Here is a 23,831-nt window from a genome sequence, read left to right as displayed (position 1 = left end):
ACGTCGCCGTGCCCTGGACCATGCCTTCGATGCCCACCGCGCCCCACACGCCCTCACGGCGGAGCGTGCTCGCCGGAGCCGCCGGGGCGGCCGGGGCCGCGCTGCTCACCGGGTGCACCGGCGGAAGCGGCGCGCCCGACGAGGACCTCGGGATTCCACTCGAACGGCGGATGCGGGAGAACGCCGCGCGTGAGACCGAGCGTCTGCTCGAACGTTACGACGCCACCACCGCCGCCCATCCGGACCTGGCGGGGCGGCTCGCGCCGCTGCGCGCGGCCGTCGCGGCGCACGCGGTGGCGCTGGCCGTCCCCGGCTCCGGCCGCCCGGCGGGGGCCCCCTCCGCCTCGTCGTCCGGCTCCGCCCCCTCGGCCGGGACACCGGCGCGGCGTCCCGCGCCCGTACCGCCGACCCCCGCCGAGGCGCTGACCGAACTCGCGGACGCCGAGCGGAGCCTGTCGGAGGCCCGGATCGTCGCGCTGGCCGGCGCGCCCGGGGAACTGGCCCGACTGCTGGCCTCGGTGGCGGCTTGTGGAGCGGTCCACGCGTACCTGCTGACCTCGACCCCGGGAGCCGCCTCGTGAAGCCCTCGCCCTCCCCCGCCGGCCGCCAGCTGGAAGCCGTGCAGTCGGCACTGGCCGCCGAACACGCCGCCGCCTACGGCTACGGGGTGATCGGCGCGCGCACCTCGCCGGAGCGCGCCGCGGAGGCCCGCGAGGCCTACGGGAGCCACCTCGCTCGCCGTGATTCACTCGCCCGGACGGTGCGCGAGATGGGCGGAGCGCCGCGGGCCGCCGAGGCGGCGTACGCGCTGCCCTACGAGGTGCGCGGGCCGGCCGACGCCGAGCGGCTGGCGGCGGAGATCGAGGAGCGCGTGGCGGGCGCGTACTCCGATCTGGTGCGGGCCGCGGACGGTCCGCTGCGCCGCGAGGCGGCCGACGCGTTGAGCGCCGCCGCCGTGCGCGCGGCGCGGTGGCGCGGTGGCGGCGTAGCCTTCCCTGGGCTCGCCGAACGCGCGGATCGCGCCCAGACCAGCTGAAAGGGACCACGCACGCATGGCTTTCGAACCGCCGCAGCGGCTTGTACGGGCGCTCGGCGAGATGCCGGGTTCGGCGCAGGACGCGGACTGGCTGGAGCGGCTGCCCCGGCTCGCCGAAGAGGCGATGGACCGGCGCGGGGTGGTGGCCCAGCGGGTGCAGGCGCCCGGCGGGCGCAGCAGCCTCGTCGTCCTCGTGCGGTACTCCGACGGGACCCCGGCCGCCCTCAAGCTGGTCCCGCCGGCCGCCCGGCCGGATCTGGAGCTGGCCGCGCTCGCCCACTGGGGCGGCTTCGGGGCGGTACGGGTCCTCGACTCGCGCCACCACGAGGAGGACGGCGGGCTGCTCCTGGAGCGGCTGCACCCAGAGGTGTCGCTGCGCTCGCTCCCGGAGGCGAAGGCCCTGTTGGAGGCTTGCGGGACGCTGCGCCGGCTCTGGGTCGCGCCGGACGCCGGCCACGGCTGGGAGACCGTGGGGCAGCGGACCGCCCGCCAGGCCGAAGCGCTGCGCAAGGCCCCGCCGGAGGTGGAGGCGTTGGCGTCCGCGGCCCTGGCGCTCCGTGAGGAACTCACGGCGGCCCCGTCCGAGGAGTTGCTGCTGCACGGCAACTTCCGGCAGGGCAAGGTGCTGGCGGGCGAGCGGGCGCCGTGGCTGACGGTGGGCCCCGATCCGCTGGTCGGCGAGCGGGCCTACGACCTTGCCCGGCTCGTCCGGGACCGGTTGGAGGACCAGGTCGCCTCCTCCGCGGGGGCCTCGGGTGCCCGACGGCGGGTGAACAAGCTGGCGGACGCGCTGGACGTGGACCGGGAGCGGTTGCGGGGCTGGACGGTGTTCCGCGCGGTGGAGTCCGGCAACCGCGCGCTGGCGGCCGGACGTCGGCGCGATGCCGAGTCCCTGCTGGAATTCGCGGCCTGGCTGTAGGGCATACCGTAGATATACGGATGTGTCCGGCAGGAGGCCGTCATGGTCCAGGAACTCCTGACAGTGGTGATCGCGGCGGGCGTGGGCGTCGCGGCCGCCGCGGGTGTCGCCTCACGGGTGGTGAGGCAGTACGAGCGGGGCGTGGTCTTCCGCTTCGGCCGGCTGCGTGAGGGCATCCGCGGTCCGGGCTTCACCATGGTCGTCCCGGGCGTCGACCGGCTGCGCAAGGTGAACATGCAGATCGTGACGATGCCGGTCCCCGCGCAGGAGGGCATCACGCGGGACAACGTCACGGTACGGGTGGACGCGGTGGTGTACTTCAAGGTCGTGGACGCGGCCAGCGCGATCATCGAGGTGGAGGACTACCGCTTCGCGGTCTCGCAGATGGCGCAGACCTCGCTGCGGTCGATCATCGGCAAGTCGGACCTCGACGATCTGCTCTCGAACCGGGAGCAGCTCAACCAGGGGCTTGAGCTGATGATCGACAGTCCGGCGGTCGGATGGGGCGTGCAGATCGACCGGGTGGAGATCAAGGACGTCTCCCTGCCGGAGACGATGAAGCGGTCGATGGCGCGCCAGGCGGAGGCGGACCGCGAGCGCCGGGCGCGGGTCATCAACGCGGACGCGGAGCTCCAGGCGTCGAAGAAGCTGGCCGAGGCGGCGGCGGTGATGTCGGAGCAACCGGCGGCCCTCCAATTGCGCCTGCTCCAGACGGTGGTGGCGGTGGCGGCGGAGAAGAACTCCACCCTGGTACTGCCCTTCCCGGTGGAACTGCTGCGCTTCCTCGAACGCGCCGCCCCGAACCCCCCGAACCCCTCGGCTTCGCACCCGGCGCCGCCGCCGGCTCCGCGCCCGTCGGAGCCGGCGGTGGAAGGCGGGCAGCCGCCCGCCGGACTGCGGGGCGCGGGGCCGGACGGTGTGGAGCGGGGCGGCGTGGAGCGGGACGGCGCGGGGCCGGACGGTACGGGGTCCCCGGACTCCGTGGCGGCCGGGCCCGACGTCGAGCGGGTGAACGGCTCGCCGGACCCGGACCCGATCGGGCCCCCGGGCGGCCCGGTGGCGCCGCCCCCGGTGCCGGACGAACCGCCCGCCTGAGGGTCTCGGCGGCGGACGCGCGACGGCTCAGGCGCCGTTCGTCCCGGTCAGACGGGACAGGGCCGCCGCGAGGGGCAGTTCCTCGCGGGTGCCGGCGGCGCGGTCCTGGAGTTCGACCACCCCGTCGGCGGAGCGGCGGCCCGCGACCAGGATCCACGGCACGCCGATCAGCTCCGCGTCCGTGAGCTTCACACCGGGCGACAGGCCGGGCCGGTCGTCGAGCAGGACCCGACGCCCCGCCTCGGCGAGGGCCGTCGCCGCGGACTCCGCCAGGGCCAGCGGCACTGCCTTGCCCGCCGCCACCACGTGTACGTCGGCCGGGGCGACCGAAGCCGGCCAGCACAGACCCCGGTCGTCGGCCGTCTGCTCGGCCAGGGCGGCCACCACGCGGGAGACGCCGATGCCGTAGGAGCCCATGGTGACCCGGACCGGCTTGCCCTCCCGGCCGAGCACGTCCAGCCCGAAGGCGTCGGCGTACTTGCGGCCCAGCTGGAAGATGTGCCCGATCTCGATCGCCCGGTCCAGCGCGAGTCCGCTCCCGCAGTTCGGGCAGGGGTCGCCGGGCTCGACCACCACGACGTCCAGGTAGCGGTCGACCTCGAAGTCCCGGCCGCAGACCACGTTACGGGCGTGCGTGTCGGGCTTGTTGGCACCCGTCACCCATGAAGTGCCGGGCGCGACACGGGGGTCGGCGAGGTAGCGCACCTTCTCCAGACCCTGCGGACCCACGTAGCCGCGTACCAGGTCGGGCCGGCCGGCGAAGTCCTCCGCCGTCACCAACTCCACGACCGCGGGCGCCAGGTGCTCCCCGAGCTTGCCCAGGTCCACCTCCCGGTCGCCCGGCACGCCGACGGCGACGATCTCGCCGTCCACCTTGACGAGGAGGTTCTTGAGCGTGGCCGACGCGGGCACGCCCAGGTGCGCGGCCAGCGTCTCGATGGTCGGGGTGTCGGGAGTGGGGATCTCCTCCAGCGGGCCGTGCTGCGCCTCCACCGGGGTCAGGGCGAAGGTCACCGCCTCGGTGTTGGCCGAGTAGTCGCAGGTGGGGCAGTCCGCGAAGGTGTCCTCACCCGCGGCCGCCGGCGCCAGGAACTCCTCGGACGCCGAGCCGCCCATCGCGCCGGAGACCGCCGACACGATCCGGTGGTCCAGGCCGAGCCGCTCGAAGATCCGCTGGTAGGCGGCGCGGTGCAGGGCGTACGACTGAGCGAGCCCCTCGTCGCTGACGTCGAAGGAGTACGAGTCCTTCATCTGGAACTCGCGGCCGCGCAGCACGCCGGAGCGCGGCCGGGCCTCGTCACGGTACTTGGTCTGGATCTGGTAGAGCATGACCGGCAGGTCCTTGTAGGACGTGCACTGGTCCTTCACGAGCAGGGTGAAGATCTCCTCGTGGGTGGGGCCGAGCAGGTAGTCCGCGCCCTTGCGGTCCTTGAGCCGGAAGAGCAGGTCCCCGTACTCCGACCAGCGACCGCTCACCTCGTACGGCTCCCTCGGCAGCAGCGCCGGCAGCAGCACCTCCTGCGCCCCGATCGCGTCCATCTCCTCGCGCACGACTCGCGAGACGTTCTCCAGGACGCGCTTGCCGAGCGGCAGCCAGGTCCACACCCCGGCGGAGCTGCGCCGGACGTAGCCGGCGCGGACGAGGAGGCGGTGGCTGAGGGTCTCGGCGTCGGCCGGGTCCTCGCGGAGGGTCTTGGCCAGGAGGCGGGACATGCGCTGCACGTGTTGCGTAGACATGAAGGGAGCCTACCGAGGCTCTCTCGCACCGCTCACCGGATTACGGGCCTGCGCAGCGGCAGCGGGGCGCCCATCACGGCGTAGGGAAGGCTCGCGCTGGGGAAGTACACGCGGCGGGCGAGGTCGGTGTAGCCCAGCGCGCGGTACAGGGCGCGGGCCGGGCTCTCCGTGTCGATGGCGGACAGGATGGAGCGCGGCTCGGCGGCGGCGTCCGTGAGCCGGGTGATGAGCGCCCGACCCACGCCGTGGCCCTGGAAGCCGGGGTGGACGTGCAGTTCGGTGATGACGAACGAGCCGTCGAGCCAGCCCTCGTGGCCTCCGGTGCGCAGGTACGGCTCGACGACGGTGGACCACCAGTGGTCGCGGTCGTTGGGCATGCCGTAGACGAACCCGGCGAGCGCGCCGTCCTCGGTGTACGCGCCCAGCGCGCGGGCGCCCCGGCAGGCCATGTGGCGCTGGACGATGTAGCGCCGGATCGCCACTTCCTCGTCGCTGAGCCCGAAGGCGACGGCCTGCACGCGCAGGGCCTCGTCCACCCGGGCGGCGAGGTCGAGGGGGCCGATGCGGAGTCCTGCGGGCCGGTGGGGACCGTCGCCCTCGGGGGTAGGCAGCATGCGGTGACCTTACTCGGCGGTAGCGGCGAGGGGTACGGGTCCGGCACCGGGTTCCGTGGGCCCGGGTGGGTCAGAAGAGCACGCTCATGAACGCACCGACCTCACGGAAGCCCACGCGCCGGTAGGCCGCCCGCGCGGCGGTGTTGAAGTCGTTGACGTACAGGCTGACCACGGGCGCCACGTCGCGCAGGGCGTACTCCACGACGGCGGCCATCCCCGCCTCGGAGTGCCCGCGTCCGCGGAACTCGGGGTCCACCCACACGCCCTGGATCTGGCAGGCGCGCGGGGTGGCCGCGCCGATCTCCGCCTTGAAGACGATCCTGCCGTCTTCGACGCGGGCGAAGGAACGGCCGGTGCCCACGAGTTCGGCGACCCGGGCCTGGTAGAGCAACCCTCCGTCCCCGGCGAGGGGGGAGATGCCGACCTCCTCGGTGAACATGGCCACGCAGGCGGGCATGATCAGGTCCATCTCGTTCTTGCGGACGCGGCGGACCAGGGGGTCGGGTCGTACCTCGGTGGACGGCTGCTCGGTGATCATCAGCGGCTGGTGGGAGCGGACGTCGCGGGCCGGTCCCCAGCTGGGCTCCAGGAGGCGCCACAGCAGCCGCGTGGCCTCGACCGGGCCGACGATGGAGGAGCAGCGGCGTCCGGTGCGGCGGGCGCGGTCGGCGAAGGCGCGCACGGCGTCGGGGCCGGCGCAGACGGGGACGAGGTTGGCTCCCGCGTAGCAGAGGGAGCGGAGCTCTCCGTCGGCGTACCAGCCCCACATCTCGCCGCCCAGGCGCCAGGGGTCGAGGCCGGCGACCTGGACCCGGGAGGTGACGAAGGCGTTCTCGACCGGCTCGCGCCCGAGGACTTCGAGCGCGGAGTCGAGATCACTGGGTTCAAGGACCCGGGTGGTGGTCTGCGTCAACACTGGGGCCTCACCATGCAAGTCTGCTGATCTCCGCACTGTACCCGGCGTCGCATGGGGATGCCCGGTCCCACAGGTCACGAAAAAGCCCCGCCCACGCCTCCGGGCTGCGGAGACGGGGCGGGGCGAGGTGCGCGGGGCCGGACCGGCCCCCGGGGATCAGACGCCGATGGCGACGGTGGGTTCGCCGGAGGGGATGCCGTCCTTCTCCATCTGCTCGGCGATCTTCATGGCCTCTTCGATGAGCGTTTCCACGATCTTCGACTCGGGGACGGTCTTGATGACCTCGCCCTTGACGAAGATCTGGCCCTTGCCGTTGCCGGAGGCGACACCGAGGTCGGCCTCGCGGGCCTCGCCCGGGCCGTTCACGACGCAGCCCATGACGGCGACGCGCAGCGGTACCTCCATGCCCTCCAGGCCGGCGGTGACCTCTTCGGCCAGCTTGTACACGTCGACCTGGGCGCGACCGCAGGACGGGCAGGAGACGATTTCCAGGCGGCGCGGCTTGAGGTTGAGCGACTCCAGGATCTGGATGCCGACCTTGACCTCCTCGACCGGCGGGGCCGAGAGGGAGACGCGGATGGTGTCGCCGATGCCCTCGGAGAGGAGCGCGCCGAAGGCGACGGCGGACTTGATGGTGCCCTGGAAGGCGGGGCCGGCCTCGGTGACGCCCAGGTGCAGCGGGTAGTCGCAGGCGGCGGCCAGTTGGCGGTAGGCGTTGACCATGACGACCGGGTCGTTGTGCTTGACCGAGATCTTGATGTCGCTGAAGCCGTGCTCCTCGAAGAGGGAGGCCTCCCACAGGGCCGACTCGACCAGCGCCTCGGGGGTGGCCTTGCCGTACTTCTTGAGCAGCCGGGCGTCGAGGGAGCCCGCGTTGACGCCGATCCGGATCGGGGTGCCCGCGTCGTTGGCGGCCTTCGCGATCTCCTTGACCTTGTCGTCGAACTGCTTGATGTTGCCGGGGTTGACGCGGACGGCGGCGCAGCCGGCGTCGATGGCCGCGAACACGTACTTCGGCTGGAAGTGGATGTCGGCGATGACCGGGATCTGGGACTTCTTAGCGATCACGGCGAGCGCGTCGGCGTCGTCCTGCGTGGGGCAGGCGACACGGACGATGTTGCAGCCGGAGGCGGTCAGCTCGGCGATCTGCTGGAGCGTGGCGCCGACGTCGGAGGTGCGGGTCGTGGTCATCGACTGCACCGAGATGGGCGCGTCGCCGCCGACGGCCACCGAGCCGACCTGGATCTTGCGGCTGACCCGGCGGTCGGCGAGCTTCGTCGGCACGGACGGCATTCCGAGAGAGATGGCAGTCATCTGCTGTGCAACCCCAAGGTGTGGATCAAGGTCCCGAGATCGGCGGGCTCCAGGCTTCGAGATTACGCCAAGGGGCGCGTGAGCCACGCATCGCCGGGTGTGTGCCACCCGAACGTAGGGAGCCGGGCACGATCCGTGCCCGGCTCCCGTCGTCGTGTGCCCGTAGGACGCCCCGGGCTAAGTGATCTTGATCGGGTTGACCACGTCCGCCACGAGCACCAGCAGGGTGAAGCAGACGAAGACGCCGGCGACGACATACGCGGCGGGCATCAGCTTCGCCACGTCGAACGGGCCCGGGTCGGCGCGCCGGAAGACGCGGGCGACGTTGCGCCGCACCGACTCCCACAGGGCGCCGGCGATGTGGCCGCCGTCAAGGGGCAACAGCGGCAGCATGTTGAACAGGAACAGCGACAGGTTGAACATCCCGAGGACGCCCAGCATCGTGGCCAGACGCTGCTCGCCGGGGATGTCCAGGGTGGCGATCTCACCGCTGATGCGCGCCGCGCCCACGATGCCCATCGGGGAGTCGGGCTGCCGCTCCGCGCCGTTGAAGGCCGCGTTCCACAGGGCGGGGATCTTCTCCGGGAGGCGCAGGAGCCCCTGCACGCTGCTCTGCGCGACATCACCCATGTGCTCGACGGACTCGCCGAAGCCGAGCGGTGCGATCACTTCCTTGGGGCCGAAGCCGAGCCAGCCCGCCGTCACGTACTGGCCCTTGACGTACCCGCCGTGGCCGTCGGTCTTGGCGACCTTGTTCTCGATCAGCGTCGCCTGGAGGGTGACCTCGCGGCCGTCCCGCAGGACGGTGACCGTGGCGGGGCCGACCGTGTCACGGATCTTGGTCTGGAGCACCGCCCAGTCGCTCACCCGCTTGCCGTCGAAGGCCACGATCTTGTCGCCCACCCGCAGGCCCGCCTTCTTGGCCGGGGCCACCGGATCGCCGTCCTTGCAGATCTCGCGCTTCTCGCTCTGCTGGATCACGCAGGGGGAGACGGACGCCACCTGGGTGGTGGTCTGGCCGATGCCGTAGGTCATCCACAGCCCGAAGAAGATCACCAGCGCCAGGACCAGATTCATGAAGGGGCCGGCGAACATCACGATCACGCGCTTCCAGGGCTTGCGCGTGTAGAACAGCCGGCTCTCGTCCCCGGGCTGGAGTTCCTCGTACGCGGCCGAGCGCGCGTCCTCGATCATCGAGCGGAACGGGGAGGTCGAGCGGGCGCTGACCTTGCCGTCCTCGCCGGGCGGGAACATCCCGATCATGCGGATGTAGCCGCCCATCGGGATGGCCTTGATGCCGTACTCCGTCTCGCCCTTCTTGCGCGACCAGACGGTCCGGCCGAAGCCGACCATGTACTGGGGCACGCGGATGCCGAAGAGCTTGGCCGTCGAGAGGTGGCCCAGCTCGTGCCAGGCGATGGAGAACAGCAGGCCGAACACGAATACGACCACACCGATCAAGGTCAGCAAGATCGTCATGCGCGCGCCTCCACGGCGGCCCGTGCCGCCATCTCCCGTGCCCGGGCCCTGGCCCAGGTCTCCGCTTCAAGGACGTCCCGGACGGTGAGGGAAGTTCCCGCGTCCGGTGTTCCGTGCTCATCGACCACGGCAGAGACCGTATCCATGATTGCTGTGAACGGCAGCCGACCGGCCAGAAAGGCCGCCACGCACTCCTCGTTCGCCGCGTTGAACACGGCGGGCGCGGTGGAGCCGAGCGTACCGACGTGCCGGGCCAGGTCCACCGCCGGGAAGGCCTCGGTGTCCAGCGGGAAGAACTCCCAGCTCGACGCCTTGGTCCAGTCGAACGCGGGGGCCGCGTCGGGGACGCGTTCGGGCCAGCCGAGGCCGATCGCGATCGGGCCGCGCATATCGGGCGGGGTGGCCTGGGCCAGGGTCGAACCGTCGGAGAACTCGACCATCGAGTGGACGTAGGACTGCGGGTGGACCACGACCTCGATGCGGTCGAAGGGGATGTCGTAGAGCAGGTGCGCCTCGATGACCTCCAGCCCCTTGTTGACCAGGGTCGCCGAGTTGATGGTGATCACCGGGCCCATCGCCCAGGTCGGGTGCGCGAGGGCGTCCCGCACGGTGACCTTCGCCAGCTCCGCGCGGGTACGGCCGCGGAACGGGCCGCCCGAGGCCGTGACCACGAGCTTGCGGACGTCCGCCCGGGTCCCGGCGGCCAGCGCCTGGAAGAGCGCGGCGTGCTCGGAGTCCACCGGGATGATCTGGCCCGGCCGCGCGAGGGCCTTGACCAGCGGACCGCCGACGATCAGCGACTCCTTGTTGGCCAGGGCCAGGGTCCGGCCCGCCCGCAGCGCGGCGAGGGTGGGCGCGAGGCCGATGGAACCGGTGATGCCGTTGAGGACGGTGTGGCAGGAGGAGGCGGCGAGTTCGGCCGCCGCGTCCGGCCCGGCCAGGATCTCGGGCAGCGGCTCGGAACCGCCGTACTGGGCGCTCAGCGCCTCTTTCAGCGCGGGGACGGCGTCCTCGTCGGCCACCGCGACCGTCCGCACCCGCAGCCGCCGGGCCTGTTCGGCCAGCAGCGCGACGCGACCGCCGGCGGCGGACAGGGCGGTCACCCGGAAGCGGTCCGGGTTGCGCAGGGCGAGGTCGATGGCCTGGGTGCCGATGGAGCCGGTGGAGCCGAGGATGACGATGTCCCGGCGGCCGACCGCGGGGTCGAAGAGGAGGTGCGGGTCGGCCAAGGGGGCTGGGCTGTCGGTCATGCCCCCATTGTTGCCGCAACTCACGAGCGGTTGGACACGGAGTCCCCCTGAATGACGGCGGCCAGCAGCTCCGGGAGGGTCCCCGCGAAATCGGGAAGCGTCAGGGCCGCCCACCACCACGCCTCGGTGTCGACGCCGAGGGCCGCCGTGAGCAGCCGGTCGGCCTCGGCGCGGGAGGCGAGCACCGCTTCCGGGAGGTCGTGCCGATCGGGGTAGTCGACATCGCCGAGCCAGTGGTCCTCGTCCAGGGCCCAGACGGCGGGGGCCTTGTGGCGGAGCACGTCGGCGCCGGTGAGCACGCCGGCGTCCAGGCAGGCCCGGACCCAGCGGACGTCCTCGCGGAGGTCGCCCATCGCGTTGGGCACGCCGAGGCTGGCGAGGGCCAGCTCGCGGTCCACGCTCGGCTCCGGTTCCCGCGCCGCGCCCGGCGCGAGGGCGTCGACGGCCTCGGTGAGGCCCGGAACGGCGGGGGCGGGGTGCGTCGGCGCCGTCCCCGTGGCGACGGCGGCGGCCAGCTCCGGGAGGGTGCCGGGGAATCCGGCGGCGGCGCGGCGCAGTTCGGCCCACGGGCCGGGGTCGTCCCCGAGCACCGGTCGCAGGACGCGGACCAGGGCGGCCCGCATCCCGGCCCACTCGTCGAGGTTCCAGGCGAAGCGCCCGATGGCGTGGGCCTGTCCGAGCAGCAGGGCGCGGTGCGCGGGTGCGACGGCCGCCGCGAGCTCGTCGAAGGTCAGGGTGCCGGTGCGGACGGCCCGGACGGCGGGGCGGTGCCAGTGGGGGCCGTAGGTGTCCTGCGCGCGCGTGTCGAGCAGTGCGAGGACGGTCTCCCGGTCGAGCCCGGCCACCAGCAACAGGGCCTCGACCGAGCCCGGCGGCAGCGGGGCGCGGGAGTGCTCGCGCAGCAGGGTCGCCGGGTCGAGTTCGTACGGCAGGGTCAGTACGTCGAGCGGTATCCGCGGCCTGCGGGACCCGTGGCGGCGCAGCAGCGTCAGGAGTTCCGCACCGCTCAGGGGCGGCCCGTGCTCCCCGGCTATCGCGGGGTGGCGGCCCAGCTCGGCGCCCAGGGTGGCGAGCAGGCGAGGCGAGGGGCCGGGGCGGCGCCGGTACCGGGCGGGCCCGGGCAGCCCCGGCAGGGGACGCCCGAGCACGTGCGGGTTGCGGGCGACGTTGCGGCGGTCCTCGTCGGTGCCGTCGCGCAGCAGCAGGGTGACGGCCGCAGCGGGCAGGTGCTCGTCCCGGCAGAGGTAGCGGCGGACGGCGGGGTCGAGCCGGCCGAGGAGACCGGCCGCGACCGCATCCGGTGCGTGGCGCGACAGCAGCGCCACGCACCAGGCCAGCCGTCGGCTGTAACGGTCTTCCCCGGCCGTCGCCATCGCTGTGCCGCCTCGTGCTCGTGCCTGTTCCCGGACCCCGGTCGCCCGGGTCCCGTACATCGGTTTGACTGCACGCCGATCATCGCAGGTCAGCGCTCGATGGTCAGCTGTCAGCGCAACGGGCGATGCACGTTTTCCTTCTGCGAGGGGCCGGGGGTGGCGTCCGCGATCCAGGGGCCGTCGCCCGAGGGGTCGAGGACACCTTCCTCCAGCCAGGTGTAGGTGCCGGAGAGGACGCCCTCGACCACCTTGCGGTCCAGGTCGTCCGTGTTGGACCAGAGCCGGCCGAAGAGTTCCTCGACCCGGAGCCGGGACTGGCGGCAGAACGCGTCGGCGAGCTGGTAGGCCTCCCGGCCGTGTTCGCCGGTGGCCCGCAGGTGCTCGGCGCGGACACAGGCCGCGCTCATCGCGAAGAGTTCCGCCCCGATGTCGACGATACGACCGAGGAAGTTCTGCTTGGTCTCCATCCGGCCCTGCCAGCGCGCCATCGCCATGAACGTCATCCGGGCGAGTTTGCGGGCGCTGCGCTCGACGTACCGCAGGTGGGTGGAGAGGTCGGGGTGGCCGGCCGGGTTGAACTCGCGGTAGGTGCCGGGTACCTGCCCGGCGCCCGTGGCCAGCTTGGGCAGCCAGCGGGCGTAGAACCCGGCGGCCCGGGCGCCCGCCTTGGCCTTGTCGCCGAGGTCCTTGTCGGGGTCGATCAGGTCGCCGGCGACCGAGAGGTGGGCGTCGACGGCCTCCCGGGCGATCAGTAGGTGCATGATCTCGGTCGAGCCCTCGAAGATGCGGTTGATGCGCAGGTCGCGGAGCATCTGTTCGGCCGGGACGGCCCTTTCGCCGCGCGCGGCGAGGGACTCGGCGGTCTCGAAGCCCCGTCCGCCGCGGATCTGGACCAGCTCGTCGGCCATCAGGCAGGCCATCTCGGAGCCGTAGAGCTTGGCCAGGGCGGCTTCGATGCGGATGTCGTTGCGGTCCTCGTCGGCCATCTGCGAGGCGAGGTCGACCACCGCTTCCAGGGCGAAGGTGGTCGCGGCGATGAAGGAGATCTTCGCCCCGACCGCCTCGTGCCGCGCGACGGGCCGTCCCCACTGCTCGCGCACGCCCGACCACTCACGGGCGATCTTGAGGCACCACTTGCCGGCGCCGACGCACATGGCGGGCAGCGACAGGCGTCCGGTGTTCAGCGTGGTCAGCGCGATCTTCAGACCGGCGCCCTCGGCGCCGATCCGCTGGGCGGCCGGGACCCGCACCCCGTGGAAGCGGGTGACGCCGTTCTCCAGGCCGCGCAGCCCCATGAAGGAGTTGCGGTTCTCGACGGTGATGCCCGGCGAGTCCGCCTCCACGACGAAGGCGGTGATCCCGCCTCGGTGGTTGTCGCTCTTGGGTACCCGGGCCATGACCACGAGGAGGTCGGCCACGACCCCGTTGGTGGTCCAGAGCTTCACCCCGTCGAGGACGTACGCCTCCTCCCCGTCCTCCGTGACCGGGACGGCGGTGGTGGCCAGGCGGGCCGGGTCGGAGCCCACGTCGGGTTCGGTCAGGAGGAAGGCGCTGATGGCGCTGGTGGCGCAGCGGGGCAGATAGGCGTCCTTCTGCTCCTGCGTGCCGAACATCTTGAGCGGCTGGGGCACGCCGATCGACTGATGGGCGGAGAGGAGCGCGCCGATGGCCGGGCTGACGGAACCGACGAGCGCCAACGCCTTGTTGTAGTACACCTGGGTGAGGCCGAGTCCCCCGTACTTGGGGTCGATCTTCATCCCGAGGGCGCCGAGCTCCTTGAGTCCGCGCACGGTCTCGTCGGGGATCCTCGCCTCGCGCTCGATGCGCGGGCCGTCGATCTCACGCTCGCAGAAGTCCCGAAGCCGGGCGAGGAAGGCCTCGCCGCGCCGGACGTCCTCGTCGGCGGGCTGTGGGTGGGGGTGGATCAGGTCGAGCCGGAACCGTCCCAGGAACAGTTCCTTGGCGAAGCTGGGCTTGCGCCAGTCCTGTTGCCGGGCCGCTTCCGCGACCTGCCTGGCCTCGCGCTCGGTCACCTTGGGCTGTGTTGCGGACATGCGGGGACTCACCTCGCCGCCAGTCGGATGACTTTCCGGAATACCGGTCGGTGCTACCTGTCAGTCGTACCCCCTCCACGGCGCCCGGAAAAGCGGAGCGGGGCAGGGTGGGGGAACGGGCGAGGGAAAAGGGGGACGGCCGGAGCCCCCGCACAGTGGGCTCCGGCCGTCGGCTCTTGGCCGTACGAGTCGGCTCAGATGTCCAGGCCGGTGAGGACCAGGACCCGCTCGTAGGTGTAGTCGTCCATCGCGTAGCGGACGCCCTCGCGGCCGACACCCGACTGCTTGACGCCGCCGTAGGGCATCTGGTCGGCGCGGTAGGACGGCGCGTCGCCGACGATCACGCCGCCGACCTCCAGCTCCCGGTGGGCGCGGAACGCGGTCTGGATGTCGCGGGTGAAGACGCCGGTCTGCAGACCGAACTTCGAGTCGTTGACGGCCGCGAACGCCTCGTCGGTGTTCTCCACCTTCCGGAGCGTGAGGACCGGTCCGAAGACCTCTTCGACGGCGAGCTTCACGCCGGCCGGCAGGTCGGCGACGACGGTGGGCTCGTACGAGGCACCCTCACGCTTGCCGCCGGTCAGCAGCTTGGCGCCGGCGGAGACGGCCTCCTCGACCCAGGACTCGACCCGCTTGGCGGCGTCCTCGGATACGAGGGGGCCGACGTCGGTGGCGGAGTCGGACGGGTCACCGGTGACCTGCGCCTGGACCTTGGCGACGACCTTCTCGACGAGGCGGTCGTACACCGAGGCGTCGGCGATCACGCGCTGAACGGAGATGCAGGACTGGCCGGCCTGGTAGTTCGAGAAGGTCGCGATACGGGTCGCGGCCCAGTCGAGGTCGGCCTCGGAGGACCAGTCGGCGAGGACGACGGCCGCGGCGTTGCCGCCGAGCTCCAGGGTGCAGTGCTTGTGGGGCACCGACTGCTGGATGGCGTAGCCGACCGTGTCGGAGCCGGTGAAGGAGATGACGGGCAGGCGCTCGTCCTTGACCAGGGCGGGCATCTTGTCGTTCGCCACCGGCAGGACGGACCAGGAGCCGGCCGGCAGGTCGGTCTCGGCGAGCAGCTCGCCGAGGATCAGGCCGGAGAGCGGGGTGGCCGGGGCCGGCTTCAGGATGATCGGCGCGCCGACGGCGATGGCGGGGGCCACCTTGTGGGCGCACAGGTTCAGCGGGAAGTTGAACGGCGCGATGCCGAGGACCGGGCCCTTGACGAAGCGGCGGGTCAGGGCGAGACGGCCGACACCGCCGGCGTCGGTGTCGAGGCGCTGGGCCTCTCCGCCGTTGAAGCGGCGGGCCTCTTCGGCGGCGAAACGGAACACGGACACCGCACGGCCGACCTCACCGCGGGCCCACTTGATGGGCTTGCCGTTCTCGGCGGAGATCAGCTGGGCGATCTCCTCGGTGCGCTCGACGAGCCGCTTCGAGACGTGGTCGAGGGCGGCGGCGCGGACGTGCGCGGGCGTCGCGGAGAACTCCGCCGTCACGGCGTGCGCCGCGGCCACGGCCTCTTCGACCTGGGCGTCGGTGGGCACGCTGACCGTGCCGACCAGGCGTCCGTCCCACGGGGAGTGGACGTCGAAGCTGTCCTCGCCGGTGGCCTGGCGGCCGGCGAGCCAGAAGGCGTGGGTGGAAGTCATGCGAATCCCGGCCCTTCGAGTTGTGCGGGTCCTTGTCTCCTCCACCGTAGGACTCCGCCGGCGATTCGGTGTTTGTCCGGCATGGAGTACGCGCGCCGGTAGCTGCGCCGCTTTGTCACTGTCCGGACGCCCCGACGCGTGCGGGGCCGCCCTGCCCGGGAGCCGCGCCGGGCGGGGCGATACCCGGCCGGCCCCGGGCGCCCCTCGGCGGGGTCGCCGCGGCCGGCTCCGGTCCGGCCGCTGGGCGCCACTCGGCCGGGGGCCATGGCCGGGCCCGGGAGCGCCCGGACCGCACCGGGGCCCGGGCACGAGTACGGCTCGCGCCGCGCGATCCTCCCGGGCCGGTACCGCCGGCCCTCCCGCGACCCGCGCGGTCGGCCCTGCCGCATGCGGTGGCGTCCTGGAGGTACCCGCCGGGCGCAAGGGCGGGAGCCGAGGGCCACCCGGACCGCACCGGGGCCCGGGCACGAGTACGGCTCGCGCCGCGCGATCTTCCCGGGCCGGTACCGCCGGCCCCCGCCGCGACCCGCGCGGTCGGCCCTGCCGCATGCGGTGGCGTCCTGGAGGTACCCGGCCGGGCACCAGAGCCGGGCGCCGGGGCCGCCCGGACCGCACCGGGGCCCGGGCGCGAGTCCGGGTCGCGCCGCGCGATCCTCCCGGGCCGGTACCGCCGGCCCTCGTCACGGCCCGCGCGGTGGGCCCTGCCGCACGCGATGGCGTCCTGGACGTACCCGGCCGGGCACAGGGTGGGCGCCGAGGGCGGTGTCGTGCGGCGCGGATCGGACGCCCTTCGGCTCGGCGCACCGCGGGCCCGTGCCCCTCTCGCCGACGGCCTGCAATCTGTTGCGCGGTCGCGCCCCCGGGAGTCGTGCGCGACGTCCGGAGGTGTCCCCCGGCCTCGGAGCGCCCGGGCACGGCACGGGCCGCGGGCGGCTGCCGGCGTCGCGTCGACGCCAAGCGCAAGGGCGTGGTGTGCAAGTAGCGCCGGGCGCCCGGAGGCGTGGGCGGAGGATCGCCCCGCTTACAGGGCGTAAGTGGCGCCGGCCGACGACCAGGCGCGGCGCGGCGCCAGAGGTCGCCGGCCAGGTGGGGAGTCGCGAAACGCGCCCTCAGGCGTCGGGGGGGCTGGCCTTGAGGGCGAGCCAGAGTTCCATGCGGACGTCCGGGTCGTCGAGGGAGCGGCCGAGGATCTCCTCCACGCGCCGCATCCGGTAGCGCAGGGTGTGCCGGTGCACGCCGAGGTCGACCGCCGCCGCGTCCCACTGGCCGTGGCGCGACAGCCACGCGTACAGGGAGGCCACCAGGTCGCCCCGGCCCTTCTCGTCGTGCTCGCGCAGCGCCCGCAGCGTGCCGTCCGCGAAGGCCCGTACCGCGTCGTCGGCCAGCAGCGGGAGTACGGAGCCCGCCGCGAGGTCCTCGTGTTCGACCATCGGGCGTCCCCTCCGCCGGGCCACCGCGAGGGCCTGGTCGGCCTGCTTGCAGGCGGCCGCGACGCCCGAGGTGCCCGCCGGCGCGGACAGGCCGACCACCAGTTCGTCGGGTTCGGGCCCGGTCGAGTCCCGCCCGCGCCGTCCCTCCACGGCGTCCGCGTACTCCGCGCAGGCCTGCACGGCGGAGCCGGCCTCGGCGGCCAGGACCACCAGCCGTCCCTCCTCCGGGACCACCAGCAGCGCCTCCCCGGTCCGCGCCGCAGCCGATTCGACCGCGTCGGCCAGTTGCGCGAGCCCTTCCGGCTGGGCGGTCCCCGACAGCGCCGGCTCGGCGACGACGATGCGGAACGGGGCGTCCAGCAAGGCCCCGTAGAGGTCCCCGGCCACGGCCCGGGCGTGCTCCGCCTCGCCCGACATCAGCATCCGCAGCACCGCCGCGCCCAGCCGGGACTCCGCGTCGTGCAGAGACCGCGACCGCTCGGTGGTCAGGGTGAGGAGTGCCACGGCCGAGTGCACCGCGTACCGCTCTGCGGTGCCGAGCGGGGCGCCCGTGCCCACGGCCAGCGCGCCCCGGGCCCGGCGTCCGGTCCCGAGCGACTGGAGTTCGACGCGGTCCTCCGTGCCGCCCACCACGGCGCTCGCGGGCGCGGGCCGCTCCCGCAGCCGCTCCACGTCCGGGGTCAGCCGGGCGGCCCGGCGCGCGGCCCAGTCCGGGGCGGCGGCGACGACCGCGCCGGAGGTGTCGTAGAGCGCGGCCCAGCCGTGCACGTGGGCGGCCAGCTTCGCCAGCAGTTCGGCCGGCCCGTCGGCGGAGAGCGCGGCGCGGGTCAGCTCCCGCTGCGCCTCGAAGCCGGCCGTCACCGCGCGGTACTGGTCGGCGGCGAGCGCCGCCGAGACGGCCTTGCTGATGGCGAGGAACGGGGTCCGGCGCGGCACTTCCAACAGCGGCAGGTCCTCCGCCCGCGCGGCCTCGACCAGCGCCTCGGGGATCGCCTCGTAGTTGACGCCGATCGCGAAGCCGATGCCGACGACGCCGGCCGCGGCGAGCCGCCGGACGTAGCGGCGCATCTCCTCGGGGTCCTCCGCGTCCAGCTTCATGGCGGTGATCAGCAGCAGCTCGCCGCCCTCCATGTACGGGACGGGGTCGGCGAGCTCGCTGACGTGGGCCCAGCGCACGGGGGTGTCGAGGCGGCTCTCCCCCGCCCGGACGCTGAGCTTGAGGGCCGAGTGCTGGACGAGCGAGGCGAGGGTGAGCGGCATCGGGTACCAGGGGCCTTAGAGGGGAGGCGGAAGGGATCGGTGCGGTAGGAGCGGAGGCGAGGAGGCTAGGGCACGAGGGGTGCGGGTTTTCGCCGTGTCGTATGAACGACTCCCCTCGATTCTGCCACCCCGTACGGGTCCGCTCCGCTCGATCCGCTCAGCTCGGTCCGACCAGCCTGACCAGGAGCGGAGCCGCCCGTTCCCCCCGGACGGAGGTCAGCGACAGCACGGCGTGCCCCGGCGGCACCGCGTGCGCGAGTTCCGACGCCGACCACCGTTCCCGCTCCACCTGCCGCACGGTCACCGCGTCCGTGGTGACGGACTTGCCGGTGATCAGCTTGCGGAAGGCGTGCATGGCCCGGGTCAACGGCTGGTCCGCGAACACCGTCCGGTGCGTGACATCCCGCGTCTCGACCCACTCGGTGCCCCAGGCCTCCGCGAACCGCTTGCCGTCCCACGTGGTCACCCCGGAGAAGGCCATCCGGCAGCCGACCGCGCCGAGCAGCGGTGTGCGCAGCGCCTCCGGTACGTCGTCCAGCGTGCGCAGCGCCAGCAGCACGCCGGCGTTGGCCGAGCGCAGCCGCTGGATGCCGCGCACGGACTCCGGGGTCAGCGTGTGGGAGGCGTCGTCGAAGGCGAGGAAGGCGAAGAGGGAGCGGTCGGCGCGCGCCGCGGCGGAGGCGTTGAACTGGGCGAGCAGCAGCCGGGCCAGCATCCGGGAGGCGTCGGCATGCGCCCGCTCGGGGAGGTCGACGCGGACGCGCAGCGGGTGTTCCAGCGAGCGCAGGGAGAACGGCCGCCCTTGGCCGGTGGTGTCGAAGAACCCCGCGAAGGCGGGGCGGTCCAGCAGCGCCACCCGGTCGGCGAGCACGGGGCCGGGGTCACCGTGGGCGCCGTACTGGCGGGCACGGGCGTCGAGTTCGCGGAGCATCAGGTGCAGGCCGCCGTCCTCCAGCGCGGTGCGCAGCGCGTCGAGAGCGGCGGGTACCTGGTCGAGGAGCTCGCGCAGCTCGGGCACGCCGGGAAAGCGGCCGTACGCGGCGTGGAAGGGGCCCAGCAACTGTGCGAGGGCGGTCGCGGCCCGGCGGACCTCCGTCCCGGGGATGTCGCCGGCGAAGGCCTCGGCGAGCAGGGAGGCGGCCTCGTCGGGGTCGGTGGCGCCGCCGTACAGGTCGAGGTCGTACACGGAGTCGGGGTCACCGACGCGGACCACGACGTCGTAGGCGCTGTCGGGTCCCAGCGGGGTGCCGGCCGAGGCGACGACGATCACGGCGGCCTGTCCGGCCAGCGCTTGGAGGGCGAACGTCTCCACGACGGGCCGGACCAGCCGCCGGGTCTTGCCGGAGCCGGACGGGCCGACGGCGAGCAGGGAGGTCCCGAGCACATCGGGGTCGAGCGCGAGGCCGGTCCCGCGCCGGGCCCAGGGGTTGCGCTCGCCGTCCTCGACGGTGCCGAGCAGCACCTGCCGGACCAGCAGGTCGTGCCGCGCGGCCCGCGCCGGCAGGTCCCGCGCCCCGGACGGGTGCACGCACGCCGCGGCCCCCTTGTCCCGCACGGCCTGCGCGAAGGCCCGGGCCCGCGTCGGATCGGCCCGCACGCTCTCCCACGCCCGCCGGATCCGCGCGTAGTCCACATCGTTCATCCGCCCGGCGCCGATCTCCGCGGCGAGCCGCTCGGCCGTCTCGGGCAGCCCGGCGGCGCGCAGTTCGGTCCAGGCGACGGGGTCCTGGGCGGGGGGCGGTGAGCCGGGGACGGGGGCCGGCGGCCCGCTCTTCGGTCCGCCGGTGCGCCGGGCCAGCCGGACGAAGAACACCACGACGGGCAAGGCGGTCACGGCGTAGACGAGGTAGGTGACGAGGGTCTGCGTGTCCGCGGTCATGTCCTCGTACGGCAGGTGGCCGCCGACGAGGTCGAACACCGGCAGCGTCTTCGTCCAGACGAGCAGCAGGACGAACAACGCCCCGAGCGTCGCGCCCACCGCCCGCGCGGCGGGACCGCGCGCCGCGACGAGCCGGTCGAAGGCGAGGCTCCAGGAGCCCAGCCGGCTGAACCACACCACCAGCGCGCCCGTGATCAGCAACGCGTAGACCTGAAGGGCGGCCACGCCCCGGCCGTCGACCGGGTCCTCGCCCAGCCGCCACCAGCTCTGCGGGGTGAGCGCCTTGACCGGCACGTCCACCTTCGGGATGTACCCGTTCGTCAGCAGGGACCAGAGCAGCACACAGGCGAGGAACGAGATCACCGCACCGCTCAGCAACGCCCGGTCCTGGGCGGGCTCCGTCTCCGCCGTCGCGCGTGGCTGGTGTCCGAAACGCCAGGTGCCCGGTTCCGCCTTCGGCCGCGGGACGCGCAGCCATTGCGCGAACGCCGGACCGGCACCCGGCGCGTAGCCGGGCATCGGCGGTGCGGCCGGGGGGGCGCCGGGCATGGGCGGGGGGCCGGCGGGCTTGGGCACGCGCCCGCCTCCCACCCGCTGCTCCTGGTACGCGCCGTCGGTGTCCATGAACCCTGCCCCCTGCCCCGTTCACTGCGCTGCGCTCGCGCTCAATCTAGTGGCCGTCGGCGTTCCACCGCCCGTACCCCGTCATGATCCACAAGACACGTGATCACGGCTTCCTATGGCCGCCACGGACAAGGACACGCCCAGACCACTCCCGAACGGCGCATGCCTTCGGCCCTCCCCCGGGCCTAGCCTGCGGACAAAGACACAAGTGCGTCCGAAAACACCCCCCAGGAGCCCCCTATGACCGCTGTCCCGCAGGAGCGCCGCATCGTCACCGCGATCCCCGGCCCCAAGTCGCAGGAGCTGCAGGCCCGCCGCCTCGAGACGGTGGCCGGCGGCGTGGGCTCCGTGCTTCCCGTCTTCACCGCCCGCGCGGGTGGCGGCATCATCGAGGACGTCGACGGCAACCGCCTGATCGACTTCGGTTCCGGCATCGCCGTGACCTCCGTCGGCGCCTCCGCCGAGGCCGTCGTGCGCCGCGCCTCCGCGCAGCTCGCCGACTTCACCCACACCTGTTTCATGGTCACCCCCTACGAGGGCTACGTCGAGGTCTGTGAGGCGCTCGCCGAGCTGACCCCGGGCGACCACGCCAAGAAGTCCGCGCTGTTCAACTCCGGCGCCGAGGCCGTCGAGAACGCCGTCAAGATCGCCCGCGCGTACACCAAGCGCCAGGCCGTCGTCGTCTTCGACCACGGCTACCACGGCCGCACCAACCTGACGATGGCGCTGACCTCGAAGAACATGCCGTACAAGAACGGCTTCGGCCCGTTCGCCCCCGAGGTCTACCGCGTCCCGGTCGCCTACGGCTACCGCTGGCCCACCGGCGCCGAGAACTGCGGCCCCGAGGCCGCCGCCCAGGCGATCGACCAGATCACCAAGCAGATCGGCGCCGACAACGTCGCCGCGATCATCATCGAGCCGGTCCTCGGCGAGGGCGGCTTCATCGAGCCGGCCAAGGGCTTCCTGCCGGAGATCGTGAAGTTCGCCAACGACAACGGCATCGTCTTCGTCGCGGACGAGATCCAGTCCGGTTTCTGCCGCACCGGTCAGTGGTTCGCGTGCGAGGACGAGGGCATCGTCCCCGACCTCATCACCACCGCCAAGGGCATCGCGGGCGGTCTGCCGCTCGCCGCCGTGACCGGCCGCGCCGAGATCATGGACGCCGCGCACGCGGGTGGCCTGGGCGGCACCTACGGCGGCAACCCGGTGGCCTGCGCCGGTGCGCTCGGCTCCATCGAGACCATGAAGGAGCTCGACCTCAACGCCGCGGCGAAGAAGATCGAGACCGTCATGAAGGCCCGCCTGACGGCCATGCAGGAGAAGTACGAGATCATCGGCGACATCCGTGGCCGCGGCGCCATGATCGCCATCGAGCTCGTCAAGGACCCGGCGTCCAAGACCCCCTTCCCGGAGGCGGCCGGCGCCCTCGCCAAGGCCTGCCACGCCGAGGGTCTGCTCGTCCTCACCTGTGGCACCTACGGCAACGTGCTCCGCTTCCTGCCGCCGATCGTCATCGGCGAGGACCTCCTGAACGAGGGCCTGGACATCATCGAGGCGGCCTTCGCGGGCATCTGAGCGAACGTCCGAACACAGACACCCACCGGTACCGCCGGTAACGGTCGGGCGCTGTGAAGAAGATGTGGGGGGCCGATGGCAGGAGCGCGTTCCTGCTGTCGGTCCCCTTTCCGCTGCCGTACGGTTTCTGCAGATGAGTGAGACACCCCGCTCCCGGCCTCACGGGGGCGACACCAGTACCGGGCTTCCCCAGCGCCGCACTGGGCCTGCGTTCGCGCACACTCCTCACCGATCGGACGGCCGTACGCCCCAAACCCCCCGGGGCGCACGGCAACCCGATCCGGGCGGCCGTCCCGGAACCACCCCCCCTGTTCCGGGACGGCCGGCCATTCTCCGAGCCGCCCTCTGCGCGCTGCTCTTCTCCTTCCTCACCTGGCAGGTCCTCGTCTCGGGGCCGCTGCTGACACCGGACGCCCGCCTGAGCCGCGCGCTGGTCCGCACCGTCCCAGACGCGGTCACCGAACGCCTCTCGGACCTCGGCAACATCCCGGTCGCCCTGCCCGTGCTCCTCCTCGCCCTCGGCTACGCCCTGTGGCGGGGCGAGCGCCTGGGCCCCGCCGCGGCGGCGGTGGCCATGGCCGTGGTCCCGGCGCTCGTCGTCCCGCTCAAGGAGTGGACCGGTCGCCCGGGCCCTCTGGAGCCCTGGGCCGCCGGTTACTACCCCTCCGGGCACACCGCGACGGCCTTCGTGGCGTACGCGGGAGCGGCCCTGCTCGTACGCCCGTACACGCGCGGCCCCTGGCCCACGGTGCTCGCCGGCCTCCTCACCGGGCTCACGGCGACGGGCCTGGTCCTGCGGGGGTTCCACTGGCCCACGGACGTCCTGGCGAGCCTGCTGCTGTGCGCGCCGCTGCTGTTCGGCGTGCGGTGGGCCGTGGGCCGCTCCCGGGGGTAGCGCGCGCACGGCGCGCCGCCTCACGGTGTGCCGCCTCGGTGCACGCCGCCCCGGGGTGTGGTGTCCTCCCGCGTCGCCGTCCGGGCCGCCGCCTCGTGCATGGCGAGCTCCAGGACCGCCGGGTCGGTGAGGGTGCCCCGGCCGTCCGGGGTCACGAGCCAGCGCACGCCGCCCGTCGCGCGGCCCGGGTACGGGACCACGATCCAGGTACCGCGGCCTGCTCCCCGTACCCCCGTGCCGACCCACCGGGAGGCGGTGCCCGCGGGTACGAAGAAGCCGAGCCGAGCCGTCGGAGCGCGGCCCTGCCCGGCGGCGGGTAAGGCGGCGAGCACCGGACCGGGCCGCTCCACGAGCAGTGTCAGGACCTCCAGGGTGGCCGCGCCCAGCGCTCCGGGCGTGATCAGTACGTCCCAGCGCCGGCCGGCGGGCAGCAGGGCGACCCCCCGGGGGTTGCGCTCCCACTCCCACCGGCAGGCGTCCGGGTTCGCCGCCGCCGACGCCAGCCAGTCCACCGCCCGCTTGTCCCCCGGGTTCGTCATCGCCCGGCCTCCGTTCGCTCCGGCTCGCCGGAGGCTCCTCGGGTGAGGGCCTCTCGGTCGGTGAGAGCGGGAACGGGCGCGCCTATGACGCGGGTTGCGGTACACCGTGATGGTGAATCGGGTCACCGGTCCGGTGACGGTGTGCGCCGGGCGCGCGTCCGATCACACGGCCGGTGGGACGACCGGGCGGATCGGCGGCCGC

At 73.5% G+C, this 23,831-nt stretch carries 18 protein-coding genes; 6 read left to right on the top strand and 12 right to left on the bottom strand.

Annotation, left to right across the window (positions count from 1 at the left end):
* The first annotated feature begins 29 nt into the window (after nucleotides 1-29).
* Genes E6R62_RS12735 through E6R62_RS12720 form a run of 4 tightly spaced genes read left to right on the top strand, consistent with a single transcriptional unit; the run spans nucleotide 30 to nucleotide 3,050 of the window.
* The gene (locus tag E6R62_RS12735) at nucleotides 30-581 is read left to right on the top strand and encodes a hypothetical protein (RefSeq protein ID WP_168714033.1); all 552 of its coding nucleotides are present in this window, start codon (nucleotides 30-32) and stop codon (nucleotides 579-581) included.
* Nucleotides 578-1,036: a ferritin-like domain-containing protein gene (locus E6R62_RS12730; protein WP_240801633.1), complete on the top strand. Its 459-nt coding sequence runs from the start codon at nucleotides 578-580 to the stop codon at nucleotides 1,034-1,036. Before E6R62_RS12735 ends, E6R62_RS12730 begins: the two co-directional genes overlap by 4 nt.
* Before the next feature lie 16 nt (nucleotides 1,037-1,052).
* Nucleotides 1,053-1,955 carry an aminoglycoside phosphotransferase family protein gene (locus E6R62_RS12725; RefSeq protein ID WP_136213474.1) on the top strand — a complete coding sequence of 301 codons (903 nt, stop codon included), beginning with the start codon at nucleotides 1,053-1,055 and terminating at the stop codon, nucleotides 1,953-1,955.
* A gap of 42 nt (nucleotides 1,956-1,997) precedes the next feature.
* On the top strand, nucleotides 1,998-3,050 hold the full coding sequence (locus tag E6R62_RS12720) for a slipin family protein (protein WP_136213473.1): 1,053 nt from the start codon (nucleotides 1,998-2,000) through the stop codon (nucleotides 3,048-3,050).
* Nucleotides 3,051-3,077: 27 nt separating this feature from the next.
* Here the strand turns inward: E6R62_RS12720 and E6R62_RS12715 are convergent, their stop codons facing one another.
* The 11 genes from E6R62_RS12715 to E6R62_RS12665 all read right to left on the bottom strand — a co-directional run bounded on the left by E6R62_RS12715 (nucleotide 3,078) and on the right by E6R62_RS12665 (nucleotide 20,620).
* Complete coding sequence (locus E6R62_RS12715; RefSeq protein ID WP_136213472.1) at nucleotides 3,078-4,787, bottom strand: proline--tRNA ligase; 1,710 nt, start codon at nucleotides 4,785-4,787, stop codon at nucleotides 3,078-3,080.
* 32 nt (nucleotides 4,788-4,819) lie between these two features.
* Nucleotides 4,820-5,401 carry a GNAT family N-acetyltransferase gene (locus E6R62_RS12710; RefSeq protein WP_136213471.1) on the bottom strand — a complete coding sequence of 194 codons (582 nt, stop codon included), beginning with the start codon at nucleotides 5,399-5,401 and terminating at the stop codon, nucleotides 4,820-4,822.
* A 70-nt stretch (nucleotides 5,402-5,471) separates the two neighbouring features.
* Entirely contained in the window at nucleotides 5,472-6,317 is an 846-nt protein-coding gene (locus E6R62_RS12705) for a GNAT family N-acetyltransferase (protein ID WP_206308714.1), read from the bottom strand.
* A gap of 156 nt (nucleotides 6,318-6,473) precedes the next feature.
* Nucleotides 6,474-7,631, bottom strand: coding sequence for a flavodoxin-dependent (E)-4-hydroxy-3-methylbut-2-enyl-diphosphate synthase (gene ispG / locus E6R62_RS12700; protein ID WP_136213470.1), 1,158 nt, complete (start codon nucleotides 7,629-7,631; stop codon nucleotides 6,474-6,476).
* A 177-nt stretch (nucleotides 7,632-7,808) separates the two neighbouring features.
* Nucleotides 7,809-9,110 (bottom strand): RIP metalloprotease, encoded by a 1,302-nt coding sequence (locus tag E6R62_RS12695; RefSeq protein ID WP_136213469.1) that lies wholly within the window; start codon nucleotides 9,108-9,110, stop codon nucleotides 7,809-7,811.
* Nucleotides 9,107-10,360 (bottom strand): 1-deoxy-D-xylulose-5-phosphate reductoisomerase, encoded by a 1,254-nt coding sequence (gene dxr / locus E6R62_RS12690; protein WP_136213468.1) that lies wholly within the window; start codon nucleotides 10,358-10,360, stop codon nucleotides 9,107-9,109. Before dxr ends, E6R62_RS12695 begins: the two co-directional genes overlap by 4 nt.
* A 20-nt stretch (nucleotides 10,361-10,380) precedes the next feature.
* Entirely contained in the window at nucleotides 10,381-11,733 is a 1,353-nt protein-coding gene (locus E6R62_RS12685) for a hypothetical protein (RefSeq protein WP_136213467.1), read from the bottom strand.
* Nucleotides 11,734-11,843: 110 nt separating this feature from the next.
* Complete coding sequence (locus E6R62_RS12680) at nucleotides 11,844-13,787, bottom strand: acyl-CoA dehydrogenase family protein (protein WP_136213466.1); 1,944 nt, start codon at nucleotides 13,785-13,787, stop codon at nucleotides 11,844-11,846.
* A gap of 194 nt (nucleotides 13,788-13,981) precedes the next feature.
* The gene (locus E6R62_RS12675; RefSeq protein WP_136213465.1) at nucleotides 13,982-15,427 is read right to left on the bottom strand and encodes an aldehyde dehydrogenase family protein; all 1,446 of its coding nucleotides are present in this window, start codon (nucleotides 15,425-15,427) and stop codon (nucleotides 13,982-13,984) included.
* Between the two features lie 1,109 nt (nucleotides 15,428-16,536).
* Nucleotides 16,537-18,117 carry a PucR family transcriptional regulator gene (locus E6R62_RS12670; protein ID WP_136213464.1) on the bottom strand — a complete coding sequence of 527 codons (1,581 nt, stop codon included), beginning with the start codon at nucleotides 18,115-18,117 and terminating at the stop codon, nucleotides 16,537-16,539.
* 157 nt (nucleotides 18,118-18,274) lie between these two features.
* Nucleotides 18,275-20,620 carry an ATP/GTP-binding protein gene (locus tag E6R62_RS12665; RefSeq protein WP_136213463.1) on the bottom strand — a complete coding sequence of 782 codons (2,346 nt, stop codon included), beginning with the start codon at nucleotides 20,618-20,620 and terminating at the stop codon, nucleotides 18,275-18,277.
* Nucleotides 20,621-20,860: 240 nt separating this feature from the next.
* On the opposite strand from E6R62_RS12665, the gene gabT reads away from it, so the two are divergent.
* A complete protein-coding gene (gabT, locus tag E6R62_RS12660; protein WP_136213462.1) occupies nucleotides 20,861-22,195 on the top strand; it encodes a 4-aminobutyrate--2-oxoglutarate transaminase in 1,335 nt (444 codons plus the stop codon).
* A 133-nt stretch (nucleotides 22,196-22,328) separates the two neighbouring features.
* The gene (locus E6R62_RS12655; protein ID WP_136213461.1) at nucleotides 22,329-23,090 is read left to right on the top strand and encodes a phosphatase PAP2 family protein; all 762 of its coding nucleotides are present in this window, start codon (nucleotides 22,329-22,331) and stop codon (nucleotides 23,088-23,090) included.
* A 20-nt stretch (nucleotides 23,091-23,110) separates the two neighbouring features.
* Here the strand turns inward: E6R62_RS12655 and E6R62_RS12650 are convergent, their stop codons facing one another.
* Nucleotides 23,111-23,629, bottom strand: a complete 519-nt coding sequence (locus E6R62_RS12650) for a hypothetical protein (RefSeq protein WP_136213460.1) — start codon at nucleotides 23,627-23,629, stop codon at nucleotides 23,111-23,113.
* Between the last annotated feature and the right edge of the window lie 202 nt (nucleotides 23,630-23,831).

It is taken from the genome of Streptomyces sp. A1136 (assembly GCF_004795055.1).
Lineage (GTDB): Bacteria > Actinomycetota > Actinomycetes > Streptomycetales > Streptomycetaceae > Streptomyces.
Note: the sequence above shows the minus strand (reverse complement) of the source record. Positions and strands in the feature narration are given on the sequence as shown.